Raw genomic sequence first — 20,353 nt, forward strand, 5'->3', positions numbered from 1 at the left:
TGTTTGCTATCTGAAAATGCTGTAAGAAATGTAACCTGCAACAGATATACCCAAACAACCTGAAGATGCAGGGTTCAGGTTGCTTGGGTATATAATGCGGTGATACTTTCCTAATTGATTCACCCCATTTAAGTGAAGTAAACAGAAATCCTGGTGAGATCCGATGAAAATTGAAGTAACAGGCTCCGGAAGCGCGTACTCGAAAAGCCGCAATACCTCCGCAATCCTTGTCGAAGATAATACGCAGAATCAGTGGCTTATCGACTGTGGCCCGACCGTTCCGCGCGCGCTTTGGCAGCGGGGAACGGATATCAATGATATTCAGGTAATTTTTTTCACTCATATCCATCCGGACCACTGTGCCGGACTCCCCGCACTGCTGAATCAGTGGAAGAGTTTCGGCCGCCAGCGCCCACTCGATATTTTCTGTCAGAAGGCACAACAACCCCCTTTGGAATCACTGGTTCAACTGGCGACCTGGCCGAAAACATCCTGTTGTTTTGAAATACGCTGGCATGAGATCACCGATCAGTTTCGCTGGCAACACTGGCAACTGTTCACGGCGAACTCACAGCATGAAGTCGCCAATAAGGCGCTGCGTATTGAAGTCGACGGGCAAAGTCTGTTCTACAGTGGCGATGGCCGCCCCACTTCCGCAACGAAGGCACTCATGCAAGGTGTCGACCTCGCCTTTCAGGAATGTGCTTCAGCACAAACACTACCGGCAGAATCTTCACACGGCGATCTGGACGGTTGCATCCGGTTACTTTCTGAAACAGGCGCCGGTGCGCTGGGCCTGTATCACTGTTTTGATGAGGCTCTTGCTGAACTCGAAGCGGGTATTCAGGCACATGAGCGATTATTTCTGAGCAAAGACGGGCTGGTGATTGATCTTTCAGTCATAGATTTTTCAAACCCCGCCTCAGTAAAGATGCTGATTGATGGCCCAAGATCTGATGGCGGGATGCCGGAATACTAAAACCAATGCACATTGAATCGCTTTGGGTATATATTGGTCTGTCAGTGGAACCAACTCATATCAGGCACTTATCATGACAGTCACCACCAAAAGTCATCCAACACGGTACAAGACCATATTTACCAACGGCAACGTGACATCATACAGCGATAATACTTCTGAAAAAGGCGGGCATGGTGATGGTTTCAGACCCCATGAATTAATTGAGGCAGCACTGGCAAATTGCATCAGCATGTCCATCAGAATGTATGCTGACGAGCATGCGCTGGCGCTCGACTCTGTCTCGACAACCGTGAGCATTGATCGCAGAGAAACGGGTCAGGTCTGTTTGCAATATGACATCAAACCTGAAGGCAATCTCTCTCCGGCAGAAAGAGATGAACTAATGAATCTAGCAGAATCCTGCCCTGTCCGGCGAACACTCTCATCTGAAATATCATTCCAGCGAAATGGAGCATAATAATGAAGTTACAGCAGCTGATTGAACAAGGATTTCAGGCCCGTCACGACCTGAATTGTGCAGAAACCATCGTCAAAGGAGCCAATGATACATACGGCTTAGGCCTGGATGACAATGCCATTCGCCTTGCCGCCGGGTTTGGCGGTGGCATGTGTGTTGAAGGTGCCTGTGGTGTGGTGACCGGGATAACCATGGTTCTCAGTGCCTTATATGCCAAAGAAAGAGGCCACACAAGCCCTGAAATGAAAGAGAAAATCAAACTGGCTATTCAGCAGTTTGAATCCCTGTATCAGTCAACCAACTGTCACAATCTGAAAGAAAATCACCGGGATGAAAAGACCGGCTGTCACGGGTTAATTCTGTCTGGCGGGGAAATTCTCGATGAGATTGTCGGGGCCAGGTAGTTTTCTGAAAATAGCTGGGGCAAAAATAGCAGGGACAGGCACCTTGCAAAACGGCATGGCTTTTCACAAAAATAGCAGGGACAGGCACCTTGCAAAACGGCCTGGCTTTTCAAAAACGGAAATTGTCCTTTCAATACTTTCTTCTTTCCGGAAAATTTTTGAGACTGCCGGGGCGTGTACCTCTGCGAATGCAGAGGTATTTCAAAAAATTTGTTTGTTATGAATAGAAACTTAGTTTGAAATCCGAATGATTTGTGTGATGACAGCCTGTTCGCCTACCGGTTTTGTAATGTAAACCATCGCAGGTTCATTAGTAGCACCGGGGTAGACAGTTTTTGAATTACAGAAAAATTGATAATTCATACCCGCAATAACTTGCTCAGCAACAGCAACAGGTTTGTAATCTACCCCTACAAATCCGTTAAAGGCTTCTTTAAACGATAGCTCTGCCATCTCGCTAATTTCACTGGTGAATTCAGACCAAGCGCCCATTGTTGTCTCTTGTGTTGTAATTTCTGACATTGTATTACTCCTGATAATATGTGTTTTGTAGGAAAGCCCTACTGGATTCAAGAACAATCTTAGCGAGAAATAGAAAGTGGGTCAGTGTCAGTTCAGTATCAGTTCACGGTCATATTGTGCCAAAACTGACCAGACAGACACATTTCGAAATGAGATCATGATCACTCTGTTCAATTGTTTGTTTATTACTTCAATCATGGCACATTGTGATGCCATAGACGGAGTGACCATCTCATCAGGCACAAGAGAGTAAGGTGTCTGTCTCAGGTAATTCTCTATAGGTTTTGTAGCAATGATTCCAGTGAGCCTTTAGCGATCATTCCACATTTACAAAGGCAACACTTTTGCAGCAACCTGTTGAGAAAAATAACCACGGGGTTCGCTAAAGTACGCATCGTTCGTGATACTCCACGTCATTAATCCGCCAAACATCTCAGGATTGATCTGATAGTCCCCGTCTACGATGTAGTTGACATTTGCCACTAGTTGTTCAGCGGTTTGCTGAGCCGGTATCTCTGGCTGCCAACAATTTGAGGCTTGATTAGCAGACATCGCATTACATGGTATCCCCATAACAATTTTTGTCCCGGGGTTGATATCACCCCGCGATTGCAATGCCGTATATCCGGCACAAACAATATCCGGCGATGCCTCTGACACGGACTCTCCTGTTACTGGATCTTGATAGGTAAAACTGCTCCCGGAATTATAAGCTTGCACGTTAATTGCATCAAACAGCTTGACCTCAGCCCCATATAAAGGCAACCATGACGGACCGCCATTGGGCGTATTTAATGTGGGTTTTTGATTATCGCCTGCAAGAATCGGCGCACAGGTTAATAGATGGCCTTCTGCGTCGCACGCCTTTCTTAAATGTTGCGCCAGTTCTTCAATATATGAGATTTCAATATGCGGATCCTCAATATCAAGGTCCACACCATCTAAATTCAATTGTCGCACCGTCCTCATAAGATTTTCTGCTACGTCCCTGGCTGATAACTTTGTCGGTTTAAAAGCTGCTCCCCCGATTGAAACAAGATTGAGTGTCCCCTCAGATTCCATCCCTTGAATTCGCGAGATCGTATTTTGAAGAGACATCCCATCACCATTAGTATCCGTAAAACCAAAAATAATGACATTATAAGATTGAACTTCTTCCTTGGTAATAGCCTGAACAGCACCTGTTGAACTACAATCAATATAACCAACCATTGCAATACGAGGCCAGTGGCGTACTTTCCGATTCAATTGATTCATTTTTATTTCCTCTTTTCTATGATATGTAAGTTGGAATTAAAGGTTTTGTCCCCTAATTCAGAAAAATTAAAGGGTAGGCGTGATATGACTTCTTTGACTCACTTTTACTTCTAACCTTCACTGTTGAAAACACCTTCAATTTATATGCTCACTGGCAAATAAAATATTACATTCTATTACATGTGAATTTTCCAAAGTCGATGCTGATCGGGGTCTCGTCGTGACGAGTCATTCGCCATCAAAAGTATCTAAATCCCCGGGAACTGCCTCATATTTCTCTTGTATTTCCTGAGTTTGGATGTGCTGGTCAGGCAACGGATGGGGAAGTGGTGAAGTTAAAGGAATTAATGGAAACAGTTTGTCTGGCACGGTTGGGGGGCGGCAAACAGGCTGAACACGCCGGGAGTATCACGTCTAAACATACGAGGACAGGCAGTTATACCCAAACAACCTGAAGATGCAGGTTGTTTGGGTATAAAGACTAATGCTTATCTTTAAACTGTTCTTTCAGGTCTGCCTTAATACCATTGATCACTTCATTTAACTTATTTTGATCAAGGAATATGATGTCTTCCTCTGGTTTTGCATTGAATAGCTTTTCGTAATCTTCATCATTGTTCAAGATATGACGCGCTTTTGAAAGGGTCGCTTTTACTTTCTTGTTAAAATCAGAAACGAAGTGATCCTGTAATTCGGCAAGACTTGGTGATTGCAACAATTTCTCTTCAGGTACATGTTCGTTGAGTTCTTTCAGGCAGGACAGAAGTTGATCTTGTGTCTCTGTATCGAAGTCAGCACCCAGTTTTTGTTGAATAAGAGACTTACTTTCAGATAATGCTTGTTCTGATTGTCTCATCATATACGCATCAGGGTTTTGTAAACTATCTTCCCCGGATAAGGGCTCGCTGAAAGGTCCACGTAGATGAGGATAAACCGGAATATCATGTTCCTCCAGACGTTTTTTCCACTCCTTTCGAAACCCCGTTATAAATATATGTCCAAAAGCCGTTGGAGACTTGAGAAGGGGTTTGAGTAATTTTTGCGTCTCTTCCGGAACAAATCGATAAATCCAACGCATCAGGTATTCAACAACTGGAATTATACAGGGCAGAAGGTATATGCCATATTCACCAAATACACAGGCACTTAAAACGTCTCCTGGTGCCTTGCTGACCGTCTTTCCACTTTTAACAATGATGCGGTTAGCCATCGTGTGACACCCCCCATTAAAGCCATATAGAATACCCGCCTCATTGGTTGTTATATGGAAAAGAGTGACACCAGCGACTTCAATCGGAATCCTCATTGGTTCATTCATCGCCTTTGCAAGATTCAGATCTTCCACCCCGGATGCGCCCTCAAGAAGAGTGCCGTCGGTATCGCCACCATGACATTTAAATGAACTCCCATCGGCAAAAGTGACATAGACATGGTCTCCGAACAAAGCCCATATGCCTTTAGCCCTCCTATGGTATACATCAAAGTGCATTTCGTTCACTTCTTTTATGCTTGTACTTTCAGTTAACGTGTCCATAAATAAATTCCTTTCTGATTTCTATGTGAGTGGATGTCGTCTGCAGACAGATCAAGAAAAGAAACCGCGGGTTCATTCATCAACAGCAACCCGCGATCATCGCCATCAGATCAGGTCTGAGTCAGTACAACTAGTGCTCGTTTGGCGCCCATTTGAGTTCACCATTCAAATTTGCAATATTGTACTTAAGCCTGCTTTCAATCCATGACCCATCACTCTTTTTACACGTCGCAATCAGGTAGCAATCGGTCTTACCCGGCGTCCCTTCAAAATGGATATCTTTTGATGTTTCTTCATAAGAACCCGGAGGTATATTACTCATCTTTAAATCCCTCTCTCATCTTGATCATTGGTTTTTCACCGGCTCACAATGGTGTCACCCGCTATAACTTCTCTGAATCGCTTTGTGAATTGGTGAACAAGGTTTGAGGTCTGGCACATTTCAATAAGTACCGGCCTCCCCTTTAATATCGCTGGCGCAACCCATACTTTCAGCATCAAATTGGTATCAGTTGCACAAACAACACATCAATGCGTGATCGATCATCGTTCTCCTGCCGGGATTATTCAATTTCACACTCCCCTTTTCTTCCCGCTTCCGTTATCCTTCTCGGATACCTGCTGAACATGAAAGAGCCCGACGACCGATGAAACAATCACTCGACCATCTGCCTGAATCCAACCAACATCAGATCCAAAGGGTGGCGAATACCATTCGTAATGAGGTCGATGCACTGGTCAGGCAACGGGCCGGGAAACCGCCGCTGTTCAAGGTTCAGAAAATCATTTTATTTGGCAGTTATGCCCGTCAGCCGGATGAACATGGCCGCACGCCCTGGGTCTATGACCCGGCCAATGGTTATCTCAGCGATTACGACATTCTGGTCATTGTCAATCATCAAGAGTTAGCCGATGATCACCGGCTATGGCATCTGGTTGACGACAAAATTCAGCGCCTGATCCCGGATATTCCGGTCGGGGTGATTGTGCACACCTTAAATGAAGTCAACACCTGGCTGAATCAGGGGTTGTATTTCTTTAAAGATATCCGCGAGCAGGGGATTGAATTGTTTAGCGACGGCACCCGCGCACTGGCTCGCCCGGGCAATCTGACCGATGAAGAAAAACGCGCTATCTCGCAAAAGCATTTTGATATCTGGTTTAAGAAAGCCAAGGATAATTTAACCAAATTTAATTTTAGTTTTACCCATCCTGACATTGATATTGCGAGTAGTGCCTTTGATCTACACCAAGCCACCGAAGCCCTGCTCGCCTGCACCCTCCTGACCTGCACTAATTACCTGCCCAAAGTTCATGACCCGATCAAACTGAAAAGCTTCTGCGCCCAGCAGGATCCCCGCTTCGCCGATTTGTTCCCGATGGAGACCAAATTCCACCGCCGCAGCATGCAGCGCCTCAAACGCGCTTATGTGGAAGGCCGTTATTCCGACCATTATGAAATTACCGAAGACGAGCTGACGTATCTGGCCGGGGAAGTGGTGAAATTAAAGGATTTGGTGGAAGCGGTTTGTCTGGCGCGGTTAGGTGCATCAAACCGCTGATTGCATCGAAGGTCTAAAACGATAATGCCATTGGGACAGACACGGTATTCAGGATGATTTGATCTTCGCTGGGGTGTCTGTCCCCGTATTTTGCCGTATTTTTTGGTATTTGGTATTTGGTATTTGGTATTTGGTATTTGGAGGAGACAGTCTCAAAAGCCCCTTATTCCAAGTTTGTAACAGCGTGTCCAACGTGTCTACCGCTTATTTTGTTTGTATTAGGATTGTAGTTGAAGTCTATGACAGTCAGACCATTTTGTGGTGCTAATGATATGTTTATTTTCTCATATTTCCCCGAGTCATCCACGGCAATCAAATATTGATCATCATAGGTAATCACTCCATCGCTAAAAACTTCACCAAACAACTTATCTAATACTTTAATATCGGAAGTATAAGCTACATGCCTATTTTTTGAATCATGATAGACTTGATTCAAAGCATTCCGATCTGGGGCTAAATTTACTGGAGCATATCTATATAAATCGTCCCTTGTAACAGTGTATTTTGAGTTTCCACGATTATTCGAAGTATTATTTGTTTCAAAACGAGCATGTATATTATCCCATAATCTTTCTGGTGGATTCTGATATATAATATCATGCGCATTTCCAAGCCATGTACCAATATTATCTTCTACTATCCACCCCTCAACTCCATTAACTAAACCAAACACATGCTCCTTGCTCAAAATTTTACTTGAGAATTTACTTGTCTTAGTTGATGTTACCTCAATCTCATCGCCTACATTATAACTGGCTAATTTATCATGTGTATTTTCATCACGAACATTCCCATTTGCATTAGCAGTATAACGGCCTATATATTTACTACACTGAACAATTTTCACTAAGTGGTTATTTTTCACGAGGTTTGAATCAGAAAAATTTTCCAAAATTCTACCATACATAAAACCAGATCTTCGCTTCTCATTATTCTCCTTATGTAAAATATCATTAGCAACCGATCGATTTTTATTTTCTTTTGATTTATCTACTTGTAAATACATATATTAAACCTTTTTTAATTTTATTTAGGGATGTTATAGGCTTGCCATATTGCCTATAACAATCGGGCTAAAAAGCGTTTTAATGATTTTTAGGTTTTGTTATGGGATTTTTCCTTTCATTCAAAATAGCTATGATAAATAGTTGTATTAAAATGTAGAACCTTCTATATATCTCCTAATTCTTGCGCATATTGTTGGTAGATCAATTCTTTTTCACGTTCTTCAGGTGTTAATCCCTTCAAATCATCAGCTTTGGCAATACATTCAATTTCTGACATAGCTTCTTCTTCATTGTCAGATTCAATCAATGACTCGATATACTCTGAATCACCATGGGACTTACCATAGCCATATTCTTTTATTGCTGCATTCTCAGAGCTAAGCCGCGGAGCTCGTTCATCAAATTTAGCTTCATTACCGAAAAATTTAGCCTCTTCTCCGCTAAAATCAATTGTGACATTTGTATGGTACGTTGCAAACATTGTTGCACCACTTTTAGCAAGTACTGTCCGGATATTTACAAATAGCTCTTCACTCTCTGAAGGACTTCTTGCCAACAATATTTTATTTTTAGTTTCACTTCCGCCATCGAACGCCGTCCAATCAATTTCTTCTCCAACAGCTTCTTTTAAGGTGTATAGAATTTTATTTACCTCAGCCTGCACTAATTCGATATCTCCAGCCAGATGACTGCTAACATGCGCAAGAAAGTAGGCAACGTTACCTTTATTTTCGCATTCAATCATTACTGCCACACATCCATTTAATCCATGAGTGCCTATAAGTTCTATCGGACCACCTTTCAAGAAAGCCGCACCTTCATCAATTGCTACGTCATATGTCTTCTTATTTTCATAAGGCTTTGTATTCACAATTAAGTTAGTTTCTTTTGTAGCAGCTTTACCTGCATCAATCTCAAGTTGTTCTTGCGTCTTTTCTATCTTTTCGTCGATAGCAGCAAGATTGTTTTCCAGATCATAAATCTTATCAGTGTCTTTAACGCATGCATTTACATCGCCCATACTAATTTTTTTTCCAATGCAAAAACTAAAAGCATTGCTCCCCCAAAGTTCTTTAGGGGTGTGGTAATCAACTCCTTCAAATCGCACTACTCTTTGCACAATTTCCCCTTTATCTCTTTGAATTTTAATATTTGACAATATTGATTTGGCTTTGGGTTGATGTTTCTGTCTATTGTTATTTTCCATTCCCTGCAACTTTCGTTGTACAATAGCGTCGGGTCTATTATCAACAAACCCAAAATCCTGCTTGCTATTACTTTTTTTCTGAACAACCGAATTAGTAACCAATCTACTTTTATTATCTTTCGGTTTCTCTATCTGTACATACATATCTCAAACCTATTAATTTTCTTTAGTGCATGTTATAGGCTTTCTTTCATTGCCTATAACAACCCACTCAAACCAATAACCCTTTAACACCAATAAACCCAGCTAAAAGGCCATTGCACCCAATGGATCACCCATACCAGAAAAAGCATTCATGGATGAATGGTTAAGCCACCCCATCAATACCCCACCCGCACCGCCGCTTCCCCCAGCGCTGTGGCATGCCCCTCCAGCCGCGGGTCATCATTGACATCCACGCCGTTGACCTGCGTGGTTGGCTGCACCATACCCTTGGCCTGCTGGATAATATGCCCCAGCTCGTGCGGCAGATGATGTTCCTGCCCCGGTGCCAGATAAATGTTCACGCCCTGCGCATACGCGTGGGCATGGACCTGTGCCGGTTTGGGCGAGTGATAAAATACCCGCACCGACTGCAAATTCATCCCGGTGATCTTTTCCATCCCGCGCCTTAAGCGGGCCGGAAGCGGATAGCCGACCGGAGAACACGGCCGCCGTACTGAACCTGACGAAGATGAACTATAGATTGAAGCCTGAGCCATTGTGGACGCTGCCGTTCTGATTACCATAAGTTCAATCTAGAATAAGACAGCGGAAAAAACTCCGACGGACCGATGCTTGTTTCAGCCAAAACCATGCAACAGCCCCCGGATTCAGAACCCGGCTTCAAGTGCATCATTCCGGCTGAAAAATCACCGCAATTCCCCGACTGTTCTGTGCCGGCAGGCAGTATGCTGGATGCCTTCGCTCTTATTTTCAGAAGGAATGATTATGTCTGTACCTGAACAATCCCCGGAAACCAGCAACCCGCAGGGTGCTGGTCCGGCTCTCCCATCGCAGGTTGCAGCGCCTGCTCCCGCAGCGCCGCCCGCAGCACCGGTGATGACGGAACCTTCACCAGTACAAAAAGCCACGATCGATGAAGTCAACGATGGCGTCAGCGATCAAGTCACCGTCACCGCACCGGAGCCACCGGCACCGGTCATCCCGACGCCCCCCGTGCCTCAGCCGGTTTATGTCGCGGGAAAACTGCGGGTGGTGTTTCCCGACAAAGGGTTGGAAAAAGAGTGTGAAGCGGCCGCGCAGGAAATCTCAGCACAAACCAGAAAGACTGTTGCGCCTTATGATTACGGCACCATTTTCGGCTATCAAACCAATGAGGAACAAAACAGTACCGCCTACAGCTCGCGCAAAACCAGGCCCTACCGCTATATTGCCGAGCAAATCAACTGGGTGTTATCAGTCGATGAGCAGGATGTTTATCTGGTCCGGCCAAACAGTGTGGTCGAATTAAATGAATTTATTGATTACCTTGCCACCGTTGAAAACAGTCACGGGCAACTGCCGCATCTGTTGTGTGTCCTGATTGGCGAAGAGCAAGGCATGGCTCAGAGTGATAATCTCAATCAGTCGGTGCTGCCGGTGATCCACTGCCGCCACATGTTTGCTTTTGATGCAGACCCGCAAACCATCAAAGAAAAAATTGACCACACCGATGAAAATACCACCACCACGGCGATTGCGAATCTGCTGGAGTTGATGGAAACCCGGAAAAATCTGGGCAACAGTGATTTTCTCCGGGCCAAAAACTTTCTCACTTTCCGCTATCCCGAAATCTACCAGACACAGACCGATGCTTCCGCCTCGCGGATCAGCAGCAGTCACGCACAAAGCGATGCCGCTTTCCTGCTCAGCATTCAAACGGGCTATGCGCCGTCCACCAGCAATCAAACACTGGTGAATGTCATTTTTAACTATCAGAAAGCCGTCAGCGGACGACTGTTCAGTTATTACGCCTCTGTCGATGTGACCGGGTTGTTTCCCTACCTGAACACACCGCTGACGGATTATATTCCAGCCCAGCCATAAGGAGCCTCTGATGAACCAGTCTCTCTCAGCCTTATCCAGCCTGTCCTTACCCGGCTCTTTTCCCGGTTCAGGCCCATGTTTATCCAAGACATTACGATCAAAAGCATACACGCCGGTACAGGCATCTCCCGCCACCGGCAGCCTCTCCCGCATGGTTCAGGGAATGGCTCCGCAAACCGCTCAGCGACAGGCAGATGATTTCTCATTTGGCCTTAATGCGTTAGAAAATGATGTCTGTGTACTGGGCCGGATTTCCGCCCGCTGGCCGGATACACAAATTGAACGGGAGTTTCGTTGCGCCGCTCAGGTCATTCAACAATATCCGCATGATATTATGGATTATGTCAAAGGGTTTGCGCCGTTCTGGCCGGTGCCTGTCCCGACAACGCCGCCGCCGATGACCGCAGAACAGGCAAAAGATGACATGCTATCAGTGATCAATACCGTGCTCTCTTCCCGGTATTTCCGCTATCTGGCGCGTGAACTGATATGGTTGCTGGAAGATGAATACGGGAATGAAATCTATCAGCTGATCCCGAGTGAATATAATATGCAGCAGCTGATTAACGCACTGGATGAAACACAAACGCCCCCTTCACCGGACCAGGGCGGTTTTAATCCGCCACCGCAATCCGGCACCAACGTCAATGATTCAACTTCAACAATCAATACACTGGTGGTGGGTTCAGTCACGCCCGGCACCGGAGAATTAAGCCAGCTTCATATTGATAAATTTCGTCAGGTGGACCCGGCCACCATCGCCGATCAGGTCGGCTATTTCCATCAGCATAATCAACAGGCCACGATGGCCCAGCTGATCAAAAGCTATCTGCTGCTGGCTAAAAATGCCGGTATGACCGATGAAGCACGCGCCCTCAACTACCTGCTCTGTTATGACACCGGTTTTTACAGCAAAGTCTATGAACAGCGCCAGCAATCACAGCGTCAGGCCGTGCATCTGATCGGCATTGACGCCCGGCTGTACTACGCCGGGGAACGCACGCTGGTCTGTGTGATTTTTAATTATCAGGACCAGAAAACCAGTGTGATTGAGCCCTGGTCTTCCACCATTGATGTCACGGATGAATATCCGTTTATGGTAAGTGAATTCGAACCGTATATTCATGTGCTTTAAACCGCGGTTGCTGTCACTTCAACATGCAGTGACTCCCTTCACAGGCCGGTCTTTTCCGGTCTTTTTTTTGCCGCTCACATCAACCGGACCGGTTTCGCTGATTTCCCTGTATGTCGCTGAAATTCCCCCAATCCCTGCCCGCCTGAAGCGCTTACGATCAATAATCTGTCCGACACCATACGAGAATCATCATGCGTCATGATCAATCTTATCTGAATAGTTTTACCGGCAATGAGGTCAGAACTGATTATCAGAATCTGTTTCCTTATTTCCATCAGGGAGAAGTTCCGGATGTCCCGCCATCGGTGGTGAACAATGTCTTCATCACGATCCCGGCGGCACTGACCAGCACGACAACGTTCACGGATTTGTCTAAAGCCAGACAGGCAGGCAACCGGCGTGACATCGAAAAGTGGGCCGCTGAGTTTATTTCCCAACCCGCAAAACCGGGCGACTTGACCGGTTATATTGGATCTGCGGCACAGCTGCCAGCCTGGTCTGAACCGTTAATGAACTTCCCGCTGGATCACCCATCGAACGATCAGGCAGAAGCACTGGGTCATATCGTAAATGTCGATCAGCAAAAAGTCACACAGGCAGAACTGAACCAGCTGACTCAGTCCCTCTGGTGGAGCGTGCTGGCACTGGTGATTCAGATTGACTACCAATATGCATGGCTGGATCAGTTGTTGTCACTGCTGCGCAAGATTCATATCGGGCTGCGCTATAATCAGGCCGCACAAAAAAGTAAACCGGTGAATGATACGCTGCTGGCACTCTGGTGGCAGGCCAGTGTGCTGCTGCCTGATGCGATTTTTCCGCTTCCGGCTCAGAGTGATGCAGAGAAAAGTCAGACGTCACAACCACCAGCGACAACCACAACTTTCCCCCCGGATACACCCGCTACCTCGCCACAGGGGAGCGCCCGCTATTACGCACTGGGGATACTGAATCTGTTCCGCTATCGTCTGGCGGGCTATGAAGTGGGCGAACTGCAAAAGGTCGAAACCATTTTGCCCGGAGAAACAAGAACCCAGGTCTGCAGAGAAGTCACCCACACCCACCAGCACGATCACTATCAGGACACAGACAGTAAAGGACATGACACCAGCCAGCATCGGCTGGATCAGGATCTCGGCACTTATGTTCAGCAGGTGATGGCAAAAAAACAGCAGGAAACCGCCTTTAATCAGTACAAGACGGGCTATAACCCCGGCAATGAATCCGATACTTCCGGCGGATGGACGATCACCGACACCCCGCTAAGCACAGGCGTGGATAAACATGAAGATTTTATTCAGCAGGTGCTGGCCGAAAGTAAAGCCAGTGCGGTGAAAGATGTCAATCAGCGCCGGGAGCAGCAATCAATTATTCAGCGCGAGCTGACCTCAACCCACGAGTTTTCCAATCAGACTCCGAACAGAATCAATGGCTTTTATTTCTGGCTGAACAAACGCTATAAAGTCAGCGCCTCATCTTCTGACAACCGGCTGCTGATTGAAATCATCTGCCCGATTGAAAGTGCCGATCTGGGTGACTTTGCCGGCCTGAAAGATTTACTCAATCTGCAGGCACCCAAAACGCTGGCGAAATCCGGCGTCAGCGACTTTCGCGAGATCACACCGGAGATCACCAGTAGCCAGACCGGTGGTCAGCGGTCAGAAACAACGGCACAGACGAAAAAAACGCCGCAATGTCCGGACTATTTATCGCTGGCCGCTCAGTTTGATGTCTCAGACCTCCCGCCGCCACCGGCACCAACCTGTGTCCGCTCACTGAGTCAGACCAGTGATAAAAGTGCAACCACCCTGATGATGCCGGTGCCGGAGGGCTATCAGGCCACAAAAATCACGGTCTGCCTGTCAGCGGCTGAAGGTTATCAGTACCAAATCAATGTGGCCGGTCAGGTTCAAAAATCAGCCTCAGGCAACTGTACGTTCCCGGCTAAATCAGGTTCAACAACGCTCCCCCTGAGTGATGAGATCCCGGTCTCCATTCTGGCAACGCCACCAGCAGCCACCGGTGAGACCACGCTGTCTGCCCCGGTGCAATATACGATACAGATCTGCGCCGAATACAACTGTCAGCCGCAAGTATTTTCCCGCTGGCAATTTGAGGTTTGGCAGGCACTGCAGTCCGGTTATCAAACCCAGCTTGAGGATTACCTGAAGCGCCGGAAAGAAGCCGAAACGTTACTGAAACAATCAGCAACCCCCATGACCCGTGCGCTGATGAAAAACTATGTCATCCATCAGGGGATGATGGCGTTATATCATCAGGCGATGGAAAAAATCGGCGATGATATGTCTTACCCGCACGAGCCCATGCCTTTCGAGCAGTATGCCAGCAGCGTGCTGGACTGGGAAAACCTCTGTATTGTCTTATACAGGGGTTCACTCAAAGATGATAGTTCACCAGAAAATGACCGTTCAGCGAAAAATGACAGCGCATCCGCCAGTGTGGACCCGTTCAAAGCAACGACTGAACTGTTGGCGGCCTTAGATGCACCGGTCTATTTAAAAGACTTCCTGACCGCCACACAGGCCCGGCTCTATGTGCCGGTGGAGAAGAACTGTGTGATGCGGTTTTTATACTTCCTCGATACCGGGAAAATCTGGCATGGCGAAGAACAATACACCCCGGTCAACCGCCAGTCAGAAGCCATCGCAGCCGACTATAAGCGCTTTAGCATCAACCGTTCTGAGCAGGACGACCGGGATCATGACTGGCACATCACCCTGCCCACGACCATGGCCGTATTAGGTGATGATCATGGACGCGACTTAGAGGATTATTTAGACCATGACCGATAAACATGAAAGCGGGATTGTGGTTTCATTTCCGCCGGCAGAAACCGCCCCTTCCAGCCCCATCGGTGCCGTGATTGCTTATGCCGGCGTCGTGGAAACGGCTCCCGCAGAAGCCCCTCAGCCATTTGACTGGCTGCTGTGCAACGGCGCGGCCGTCAACATCTCGGTTTATCCAAAGCTGTTTGCCGCGCTAAGTAACCGCTACGGCGGAGATGGCAAGACCAAATTTGCCGTACCGGATTATCAGGGGACGTTTCTCAGAGGCGTGGATGACGGCAGCCATTTTCCCGGCAGTACGGAAAATCGAACCGCGCCAGAACATGGCAGCAAGAATCAGGTCGGTTCCCGTCAGGATTATGCACTCATCGAGCATGAGCATCAGTATCAGCATAAAGGCTCAGGGGTCAACACCCCTTCAGATCCACCGATGGGCGAAGCCATTTCTGCTGTGGATGAAGACTTCACCACCACTGAAATAAGCCAGCCGCAAGGTAAATATATCAGCACAACGGAAGTCCGCCCGGTCAATACGTTTGTGTACTGGCTGATTAAGGCTCGTTAATCCTGTAAGGGCGCACCAGGGTTGTTCTGGTGTGCCTGTCCGGATTATTCATTAGTTGCAGCTAAAGCCTGGGTCTCACATTACCCGAAACTTGTCGTTGAGATGGAGATATTGTCCATACAAACCATTCAACGAATCCCACTCACTCAGGAGAAAAATCCCGGATGGATTTTTCAGGTTTTTTGAGCCATGGAAGGCGAATAAAACCGCTCCGGACAGCGACCACCAAAAGGATTTTCTGGATACGCTTTCATCCCTGAAAGAGTATCTGGGGCGCGAGCATCAAAAGCCCGCTGAAACCGGCTCACCCAATAGCGCACCAAACCATCCCACGCCAGCAAAGGCATCCACAAAAGATGTGCCAGCGATAAGATCGCGAAACAAAAAATAGCAGGGACAGACGCGAGAAATAACTCGAGAAATAACTGGGAACGATGCCCTTAAAGGAAACTAAATTTAGCACTTATAGGGTAATGATCAGAAATATCCATCAATCTTGGCTCTTTAGTATCCGAATACAGATAGTTTTTATCTACCTTCAAGTCATCAATCACCACATTAGCCGCCGCCTGATTTATAAAAATATAATCTAACCTTTGTTGTACGTTATAATCTTTAGGCTCAAAAATAGGTATCAGTTTATTTTTATAACCATTATATGTAAAACCATGATTAATTTTAGCTTGTTTATATAATGTCCTATATGCATCAACGAAACCCTGAACCCCAAAATTTTTTTTGAGTGTCCTATATTCATCTGTTTCAGCACCTTTATGATATTCACCAATAACATTAAAGTCTCCAGTTACAAAAACTGGAATAGAAAGGTTAATATCTCTTATCGAGTTATATATTTGTTGGAAATTATTTTTCCTAGCTTGAATTTCGTCAGAATTATTACCTGACTGTGTATGAGTTGTTAGTATATATATTAAATCATTAGGACCATATTTCAATTTAGCCTCAATGAATCCTTTTTGACTCCACCTGTCTGAACTAACAAGATCTTCGAACTGAGTAAATGAGCTATCAATAACTTCATGCTTACTCAATAATAATAAACCTGCCCCTAACTTAAGTGGATTATTCTTTTTTTTTGGATAATATGAATAAGGGAATTTTCCACATAACTCTTTTATTAATTTTTCTTTACTAGAGTCCGCCCATACTTCACAAAGAGTGATGACATCAGATTTTGATTTGCGTAATTGTTTAATCAACATCTCTAGCCTAGTCTCATCTTCATATTCAGGCGCTGCACCAAGAGCAGTCCCTAAAAAAAGGTGTGTATTATACGTTGTGATTTTTAATGAGCTCATCATATATTTACCTTTATATTTTAAATACTGTATGTTGCTTCAATATATAAGCAACATACAGTTATTTTTAAATCTGCGACTAGTCAGTAATAATAAATATACCACTTAAAGGATGACCGCTTGATGGATACTGCCCTTCTTCATTATCAGGTATTGAGTCTAAATATCCGGCTTTATTCGACCCATAAAAATTAATAGTCAAGTCCGTACCACCGTTATCAAAAGACAATTCATTAGAAGAGTCACCATATGGACAGTCGTAATTAAACTGAATAACGCCTTCACCAACATCATACTTTGTCAATCCAGTAGAGCCGTGAGGTCCAGTAGTATCCTTAAGTCGAAATTGAGTTTTATCTTTTAATTTTAAATTAGTTTTTGGCCGTGAATCATATTCGCCCCAACTACATTCACTTTTACCATTTTTAAATTCGATGCTTGAATTATTAATAATAGTAATATAACAAGAAAAATTCGACATATTTACCCTCCTATTAGGCTCAACAGTTTTTTATGTTCTAGATAACTGAACGATACAAATTTAAACACAAATAACAAAAAAAAATATTACACTCTATTACATCAGGGTGGGATCGCACCCCAGTGCAAGATCGTGAACATATCTTAACCAATTTAATTGATCGATTTGACGATCATATTTACCTGTGATCATATACGCTCTTTTCAAGCAAAGAGAGCTTCCTAAATGTATATCGACGAGTTTAAAGCGTACTTTCACGCAGTGACAGATGACCGCCAGTCAGCAAAGGTAACCTATTGCTTATTTGAAGTACTATTTGGCTCTTGGTGTGCTGTCATCGCAGGCGCGAAAGGATGGTTTGATATACGCGAATACATTCTTGGCCACCATGAGTGGTTTAAGCGTCATAGTATGTTTATTCAAGGTATTCCTGCCGATGATACGATAGCCCGTATTATCTCCAGAATGAAGCCAGAGCCATTTTACGCCTGTTTTATCAACTGAATGTCTGCGGTGCACGCTTTAACTGACGGTCAGATCGTTGCCATAGATGGCAAGACGCTATGCGGCTCATACAACCGGGATGATCGGGATTTTGACCTGCGGCTCAACAGTTGTGTTCTTTGGCATCATGAACTCCTTTTTCACCCTGATTTGTATGTTATCTCAAAAGCGGGTGGTTCAATAGCAGGTTGACACACAGGGATCCCGGAAAAGGTGTCCGGTTTAAAACGGAACAAGTGTCCGGATTACTCCTGAATCGGTGGCTGGATTGCTCCGGAATATGCAATACGCCCATAATCTTACATGCCTTGGACACATTGCCTAATTCTTCCGCCAGATTTAATAAACCCGCTTTGTGTTTGATAATGGGATTGTTAGTATGAAGCATGAGAGTTACCTCTTTTTTGTTTGATTAAAGATTCAGCACCTTTATCAAAACGGGTAACTCTCAATTTTTCAAGAAGATGTGTCAGATTAAGTCGTGACTAATTCATTTCATCTTGTATCAGCTACTTTGACTTCAAAATTAAATACTGTCTGATATATGTATCCAATAGTTTGTTTAGCTCATTATTGGCGGCATCATGCTTCTGAGGACTCCTTAACTTAGATAAATGCTTAGTTAAAAAGTTCGCAGATAATTTAATTACAATTTTCTTACCTTGATTAAAATATAGCTCTTGAGCCCAATCTAGCTCTTTACCTCTTTCTAAATTATTGTTATCAGATCGACTAACAAAAAAACCAACTCTTCCATGATCATTTGCTAGATATGTATTCATCTGTCGGTATTCATCTGCATTTATATCGACGAAGTTCTTTACTTCAAAAACAATTTGTCTAGAGTCATAGTCCCTTAAAATTCTATCCCAAACTGGCGTAGATGCCATATTTGTTGCGACTATATCCCTTTGTTGCCTACCATTTTTATTTGGGTGAATTTCTACGTTGGAAAGAGAGCCAGCAAAAATTAATTTTATTGCTCTATGACACCAATCCTCAAAATCATGGCAGCCTTTTCGACCAATTTCGATACATTTTATTTCCTCAATTAATTGGCCTATTCTCGTTGCTCTTTGTTCTTCACTAATTGAGCTTATTTCAATATCATACTCATCATATATCTCTTCTGCCATGTGCTTTTCTAGTGCTTGCTCATGAATATTTAACGCTAGCCAATAACAAGGGTGAATCAAAAATGTTGTATCGTCAGTGATTTCCTTAGTTGGATCTCTCCCGTCATGGCAAAAAATATATGATGTGCTTTTAGTATCTTTTACGCCTAAAAAACCAATGCCATATAGTCTTTGAAGAACTTGAACTGGATTTTCCATGATAATAACATCACGTTGCAAAGAAAGCTCATAGTCGTCTTTTGCTAAAATTGGAAGTACGATTTGACGTGCTTTACTTATGGTAATCTCAGCAGGCATTGTGGAGAATGCAGTTGTAAACAATCGAAGCGCTGGAAAAATACTCTCATACTCTTTCTGTAAATCATAAAGCCTATTATCTGAAATGGACTTGGCAGAGAGGTCTATATCTTCCATGATAATTTCTTCACGATCTTGAGAGTTAGCATTTAAAAATGCGTTATTCAACAATACTAATATATCTCGAGGCCTATATAGCGTTAATCGTAAAGCTAACCGAAACCCTTCTCGACCCTTCATTTCTCTTGCAGTGAACCTACTCCATAGTTTTGTATTATTCTCTAACGTTGAATTTTTCGCTACTCGTATACGATTACATACCATGTTAAAGAGGCCATATTCATCCCAATGAAGCCTCAAAATTTGCCCTTCAATATTTCGAGTAAAGTCTGGGTCTTTCACTGCTATTGAGCGATACATGTTATCTCGTAAAAATACTATTCCTCTTATATGCTTGTGAAAGGTAGTATTGATATCAATATTTGACTGAACGAATCCGTTGACAATAGCAATACCTAGAGGGTCTGGCGTATAACCTTCATCTAGCCTATCAATTAATACTATTACTTCATATTTTGAGTCTTTTATAACATTAAGAATCTCTCGTTCAATTAAGTCTAACTTGAGTTTGAATGCTAGATCTGCAATGTTTTCCTCTGGAGATAGTTCTTTATCTACCACCTTTCTTAGATTTAGCCTTAACTTTAATGCAATATTTTGGTCTGGGCTTCCCCATTCTTTGATAAATTGATTTAAGTTTGACCTTTCTATAATCTTTCTTAGGCGAAAGTGACTATTTAATTTTGACGTTATCTCCATTAATAGAGCATACCGCCAAGCTATTTTTGCCGCTGCTCTAATGTGAATAAAGTTGTCACCAAAAGTATCAAATAGGCCTCTAAGTCCAATAATTTGATCTTCCTTGGGGGCTAAGCTAATAACAAATTTGTTTTTTTGCTTATGCCAGTGAGCATTAATTTTATGTACTAAAGCGCTTTTACCAGTGCCACGACGACCGACTACGATACACCTGTCGTTAGACTCTAGCAGTGACTTGTAGTCTGGTGTCTCAAAAAATGCTTGGTCAAGCATGCTCCCATCGTTCTCTGCCCGAATATCACCTAATATATTGCTCTTCATATAAAG

The 20,353-nt window shown here is 44.3% G+C and carries 17 protein-coding genes and 3 pseudogenes; 9 read left to right on the forward strand and 11 right to left on the reverse strand.

Translation table 11 applies throughout. The annotated features are described in order from the left end of the window. Positions 1–163: 163 nt before the first annotated feature. From OC443_RS23445 to OC443_RS23455, 3 genes are all read left to right on the forward strand, one after another. On the forward strand, positions 164–979 hold the full coding sequence (locus tag OC443_RS23445) for an MBL fold metallo-hydrolase (protein ID WP_073582857.1): 816 nt from the start codon (positions 164–166) through the stop codon (positions 977–979). 73 nt (positions 980–1,052) lie between these two features. Continuing rightward, on the forward strand, positions 1,053–1,439 hold the full coding sequence (locus OC443_RS23450; RefSeq protein WP_073582855.1) for an OsmC family protein: 387 nt from the start codon (positions 1,053–1,055) through the stop codon (positions 1,437–1,439). 2 nt (positions 1,440–1,441) lie between these two features. After that, positions 1,442–1,843 carry a C-GCAxxG-C-C family protein gene (locus OC443_RS23455; RefSeq protein WP_073582853.1) on the forward strand — a complete coding sequence of 134 codons (402 nt, stop codon included), beginning with the start codon at positions 1,442–1,444 and terminating at the stop codon, positions 1,841–1,843. Positions 1,844–2,074: 231 nt separating this feature from the next. On the opposite strand, the gene OC443_RS23460 is transcribed toward OC443_RS23455, so the two are convergent. The 4 genes from OC443_RS23460 to OC443_RS23475 all read right to left on the reverse strand — a co-directional run bounded on the left by OC443_RS23460 (position 2,075) and on the right by OC443_RS23475 (position 5,478). After that, complete coding sequence (locus tag OC443_RS23460) at positions 2,075–2,365, reverse strand: hypothetical protein (RefSeq protein ID WP_073582851.1); 291 nt, start codon at positions 2,363–2,365, stop codon at positions 2,075–2,077. A gap of 327 nt (positions 2,366–2,692) precedes the next feature. Continuing rightward, positions 2,693–3,622 carry a glycoside hydrolase family 18 protein gene (locus OC443_RS23465; RefSeq protein WP_073582849.1) on the reverse strand — a complete coding sequence of 310 codons (930 nt, stop codon included), beginning with the start codon at positions 3,620–3,622 and terminating at the stop codon, positions 2,693–2,695. A 481-nt stretch (positions 3,623–4,103) separates the two neighbouring features. After that, positions 4,104–5,156, reverse strand: a complete 1,053-nt coding sequence (locus OC443_RS23470) for a hypothetical protein (RefSeq protein ID WP_073582847.1) — start codon at positions 5,154–5,156, stop codon at positions 4,104–4,106. A 130-nt stretch (positions 5,157–5,286) separates the two neighbouring features. Next, complete coding sequence (locus tag OC443_RS23475; protein WP_073582845.1) at positions 5,287–5,478, reverse strand: CVNH domain-containing protein; 192 nt, start codon at positions 5,476–5,478, stop codon at positions 5,287–5,289. A gap of 325 nt (positions 5,479–5,803) precedes the next feature. Between OC443_RS23475 and OC443_RS23480 the strand changes: the two genes are divergently transcribed. Continuing rightward, positions 5,804–6,718: a HEPN domain-containing protein gene (locus tag OC443_RS23480; RefSeq protein ID WP_073582843.1), complete on the forward strand. Its 915-nt coding sequence runs from the start codon at positions 5,804–5,806 to the stop codon at positions 6,716–6,718. Between the two features lie 163 nt (positions 6,719–6,881). Here OC443_RS23480 and OC443_RS23485 read toward each other — a convergent pair whose 3' ends face one another. The 3 genes from OC443_RS23485 to OC443_RS23495 all read right to left on the reverse strand — a co-directional run bounded on the left by OC443_RS23485 (position 6,882) and on the right by OC443_RS23495 (position 9,663). Then, complete coding sequence (locus OC443_RS23485) at positions 6,882–7,727, reverse strand: hypothetical protein (protein WP_073582841.1); 846 nt, start codon at positions 7,725–7,727, stop codon at positions 6,882–6,884. Between the two features lie 164 nt (positions 7,728–7,891). Further along, positions 7,892–9,079 carry a hypothetical protein gene (locus OC443_RS23490; RefSeq protein ID WP_073582839.1) on the reverse strand — a complete coding sequence of 396 codons (1,188 nt, stop codon included), beginning with the start codon at positions 9,077–9,079 and terminating at the stop codon, positions 7,892–7,894. Between the two features lie 176 nt (positions 9,080–9,255). Next, positions 9,256–9,663 (reverse strand): eCIS core domain-containing protein, encoded by a 408-nt coding sequence (locus OC443_RS23495; protein ID WP_073582837.1) that lies wholly within the window; start codon positions 9,661–9,663, stop codon positions 9,256–9,258. Positions 9,664–9,865: 202 nt separating this feature from the next. Here OC443_RS23495 and OC443_RS23500 point away from each other — a divergent pair, with 202 nt between their 5' ends. The 4 genes from OC443_RS23500 to OC443_RS23515 all read left to right on the forward strand — a co-directional run bounded on the left by OC443_RS23500 (position 9,866) and on the right by OC443_RS23515 (position 15,470). Beyond that, positions 9,866–10,963 (forward strand): cyanobactin maturation protease PatG family protein, encoded by a 1,098-nt coding sequence (locus OC443_RS23500; protein WP_073582835.1) that lies wholly within the window; start codon positions 9,866–9,868, stop codon positions 10,961–10,963. A gap of 10 nt (positions 10,964–10,973) precedes the next feature. Next, the gene (locus tag OC443_RS23505; RefSeq protein ID WP_073582833.1) at positions 10,974–12,098 is read left to right on the forward strand and encodes a cyanobactin maturation protease PatG family protein; all 1,125 of its coding nucleotides are present in this window, start codon (positions 10,974–10,976) and stop codon (positions 12,096–12,098) included. A gap of 191 nt (positions 12,099–12,289) precedes the next feature. Beyond that, positions 12,290–14,911 (forward strand): hypothetical protein, encoded by a 2,622-nt coding sequence (locus OC443_RS23510; RefSeq protein WP_073582831.1) that lies wholly within the window; start codon positions 12,290–12,292, stop codon positions 14,909–14,911. Next, positions 14,901–15,470 carry a phage tail protein gene (locus tag OC443_RS23515; protein ID WP_073582829.1) on the forward strand — a complete coding sequence of 190 codons (570 nt, stop codon included), beginning with the start codon at positions 14,901–14,903 and terminating at the stop codon, positions 15,468–15,470. The genes OC443_RS23510 and OC443_RS23515 overlap by 11 nt, the downstream gene beginning before the upstream one ends. A 440-nt stretch (positions 15,471–15,910) precedes the next feature. Here the strand turns inward: OC443_RS23515 and OC443_RS23520 are convergent, their stop codons facing one another. Together OC443_RS23520 and OC443_RS23525 are read right to left on the reverse strand one after the other, a co-directional pair. Further along, positions 15,911–16,792 carry an endonuclease/exonuclease/phosphatase family protein gene (locus OC443_RS23520; protein ID WP_073582827.1) on the reverse strand — a complete coding sequence of 294 codons (882 nt, stop codon included), beginning with the start codon at positions 16,790–16,792 and terminating at the stop codon, positions 15,911–15,913. A gap of 76 nt (positions 16,793–16,868) precedes the next feature. Continuing rightward, on the reverse strand, positions 16,869–17,270 hold the full coding sequence (locus OC443_RS23525; protein ID WP_073582825.1) for a hypothetical protein: 402 nt from the start codon (positions 17,268–17,270) through the stop codon (positions 16,869–16,871). A gap of 225 nt (positions 17,271–17,495) precedes the next feature. Between OC443_RS23525 and OC443_RS23530 the strand changes: the two are divergent. Further along, positions 17,496–17,912, forward strand: a pseudogene (locus tag OC443_RS23530) (ISAs1 family transposase); the annotation flags it as partial. Between the two features lie 148 nt (positions 17,913–18,060). On the opposite strand, the pseudogene OC443_RS23535 reads toward OC443_RS23530, so the two are convergent. Together OC443_RS23535 and OC443_RS23540 are read right to left on the reverse strand one after the other, a co-directional pair. After that, positions 18,061–18,162: pseudogene (locus tag OC443_RS23535) on the reverse strand (helix-turn-helix domain-containing protein); the annotation flags it as partial. A 790-nt stretch (positions 18,163–18,952) separates the two neighbouring features. After that, a pseudogene (locus OC443_RS23540) lies at positions 18,953–20,347 on the reverse strand (P-loop ATPase, Sll1717 family); the annotation flags it as partial. Between the last annotated feature and the right edge of the window lie 6 nt (positions 20,348–20,353).

This window comes from Vibrio quintilis (genome assembly GCF_024529975.1).
In the GTDB taxonomy this organism is placed as follows: domain Bacteria; phylum Pseudomonadota; class Gammaproteobacteria; order Enterobacterales; family Vibrionaceae; genus Vibrio; species Vibrio quintilis.

What these genes read in the sequence shown, in the direction of transcription:
- OC443_RS23445 (WP_073582857.1), top strand. Translation starts at nt 164, where the DNA reads ATGAAAATTGAAGTAACAGGCTCCGGAAGCGCGTACTCGAAAAGCCGC.
- OC443_RS23450 (WP_073582855.1), top strand. Translation starts at nt 1,053, where the DNA reads ATGACAGTCACCACCAAAAGTCATCCAACACGGTACAAGACCATATTT.
- OC443_RS23455 (WP_073582853.1), top strand. Translation starts at nt 1,442, where the DNA reads ATGAAGTTACAGCAGCTGATTGAACAAGGATTTCAGGCCCGTCACGAC.
- OC443_RS23460 (WP_073582851.1), bottom strand. Translation starts at nt 2,365, where the DNA reads ATGTCAGAAATTACAACACAAGAGACAACAATGGGCGCTTGGTCTGAA.
- OC443_RS23465 (WP_073582849.1), bottom strand. Translation starts at nt 3,622, where the DNA reads ATGAATCAATTGAATCGGAAAGTACGCCACTGGCCTCGTATTGCAATG.
- OC443_RS23470 (WP_073582847.1), bottom strand. Translation starts at nt 5,156, where the DNA reads ATGGACACGTTAACTGAAAGTACAAGCATAAAAGAAGTGAACGAAATG.
- OC443_RS23475 (WP_073582845.1), bottom strand. Translation starts at nt 5,478, where the DNA reads ATGAGTAATATACCTCCGGGTTCTTATGAAGAAACATCAAAAGATATC.
- OC443_RS23480 (WP_073582843.1), top strand. Translation starts at nt 5,804, where the DNA reads ATGAAACAATCACTCGACCATCTGCCTGAATCCAACCAACATCAGATC.
- OC443_RS23485 (WP_073582841.1), bottom strand. Translation starts at nt 7,727, where the DNA reads ATGTATTTACAAGTAGATAAATCAAAAGAAAATAAAAATCGATCGGTT.
- OC443_RS23490 (WP_073582839.1), bottom strand. Translation starts at nt 9,079, where the DNA reads ATGTATGTACAGATAGAGAAACCGAAAGATAATAAAAGTAGATTGGTT.
- OC443_RS23495 (WP_073582837.1), bottom strand. Translation starts at nt 9,663, where the DNA reads ATGGTAATCAGAACGGCAGCGTCCACAATGGCTCAGGCTTCAATCTAT.
- OC443_RS23500 (WP_073582835.1), top strand. Translation starts at nt 9,866, where the DNA reads ATGTCTGTACCTGAACAATCCCCGGAAACCAGCAACCCGCAGGGTGCT.
- OC443_RS23505 (WP_073582833.1), top strand. Translation starts at nt 10,974, where the DNA reads ATGAACCAGTCTCTCTCAGCCTTATCCAGCCTGTCCTTACCCGGCTCT.
- OC443_RS23510 (WP_073582831.1), top strand. Translation starts at nt 12,290, where the DNA reads ATGCGTCATGATCAATCTTATCTGAATAGTTTTACCGGCAATGAGGTC.
- OC443_RS23515 (WP_073582829.1), top strand. Translation starts at nt 14,901, where the DNA reads ATGACCGATAAACATGAAAGCGGGATTGTGGTTTCATTTCCGCCGGCA.
- OC443_RS23520 (WP_073582827.1), bottom strand. Translation starts at nt 16,792, where the DNA reads ATGATGAGCTCATTAAAAATCACAACGTATAATACACACCTTTTTTTA.
- OC443_RS23525 (WP_073582825.1), bottom strand. Translation starts at nt 17,270, where the DNA reads ATGTCGAATTTTTCTTGTTATATTACTATTATTAATAATTCAAGCATC.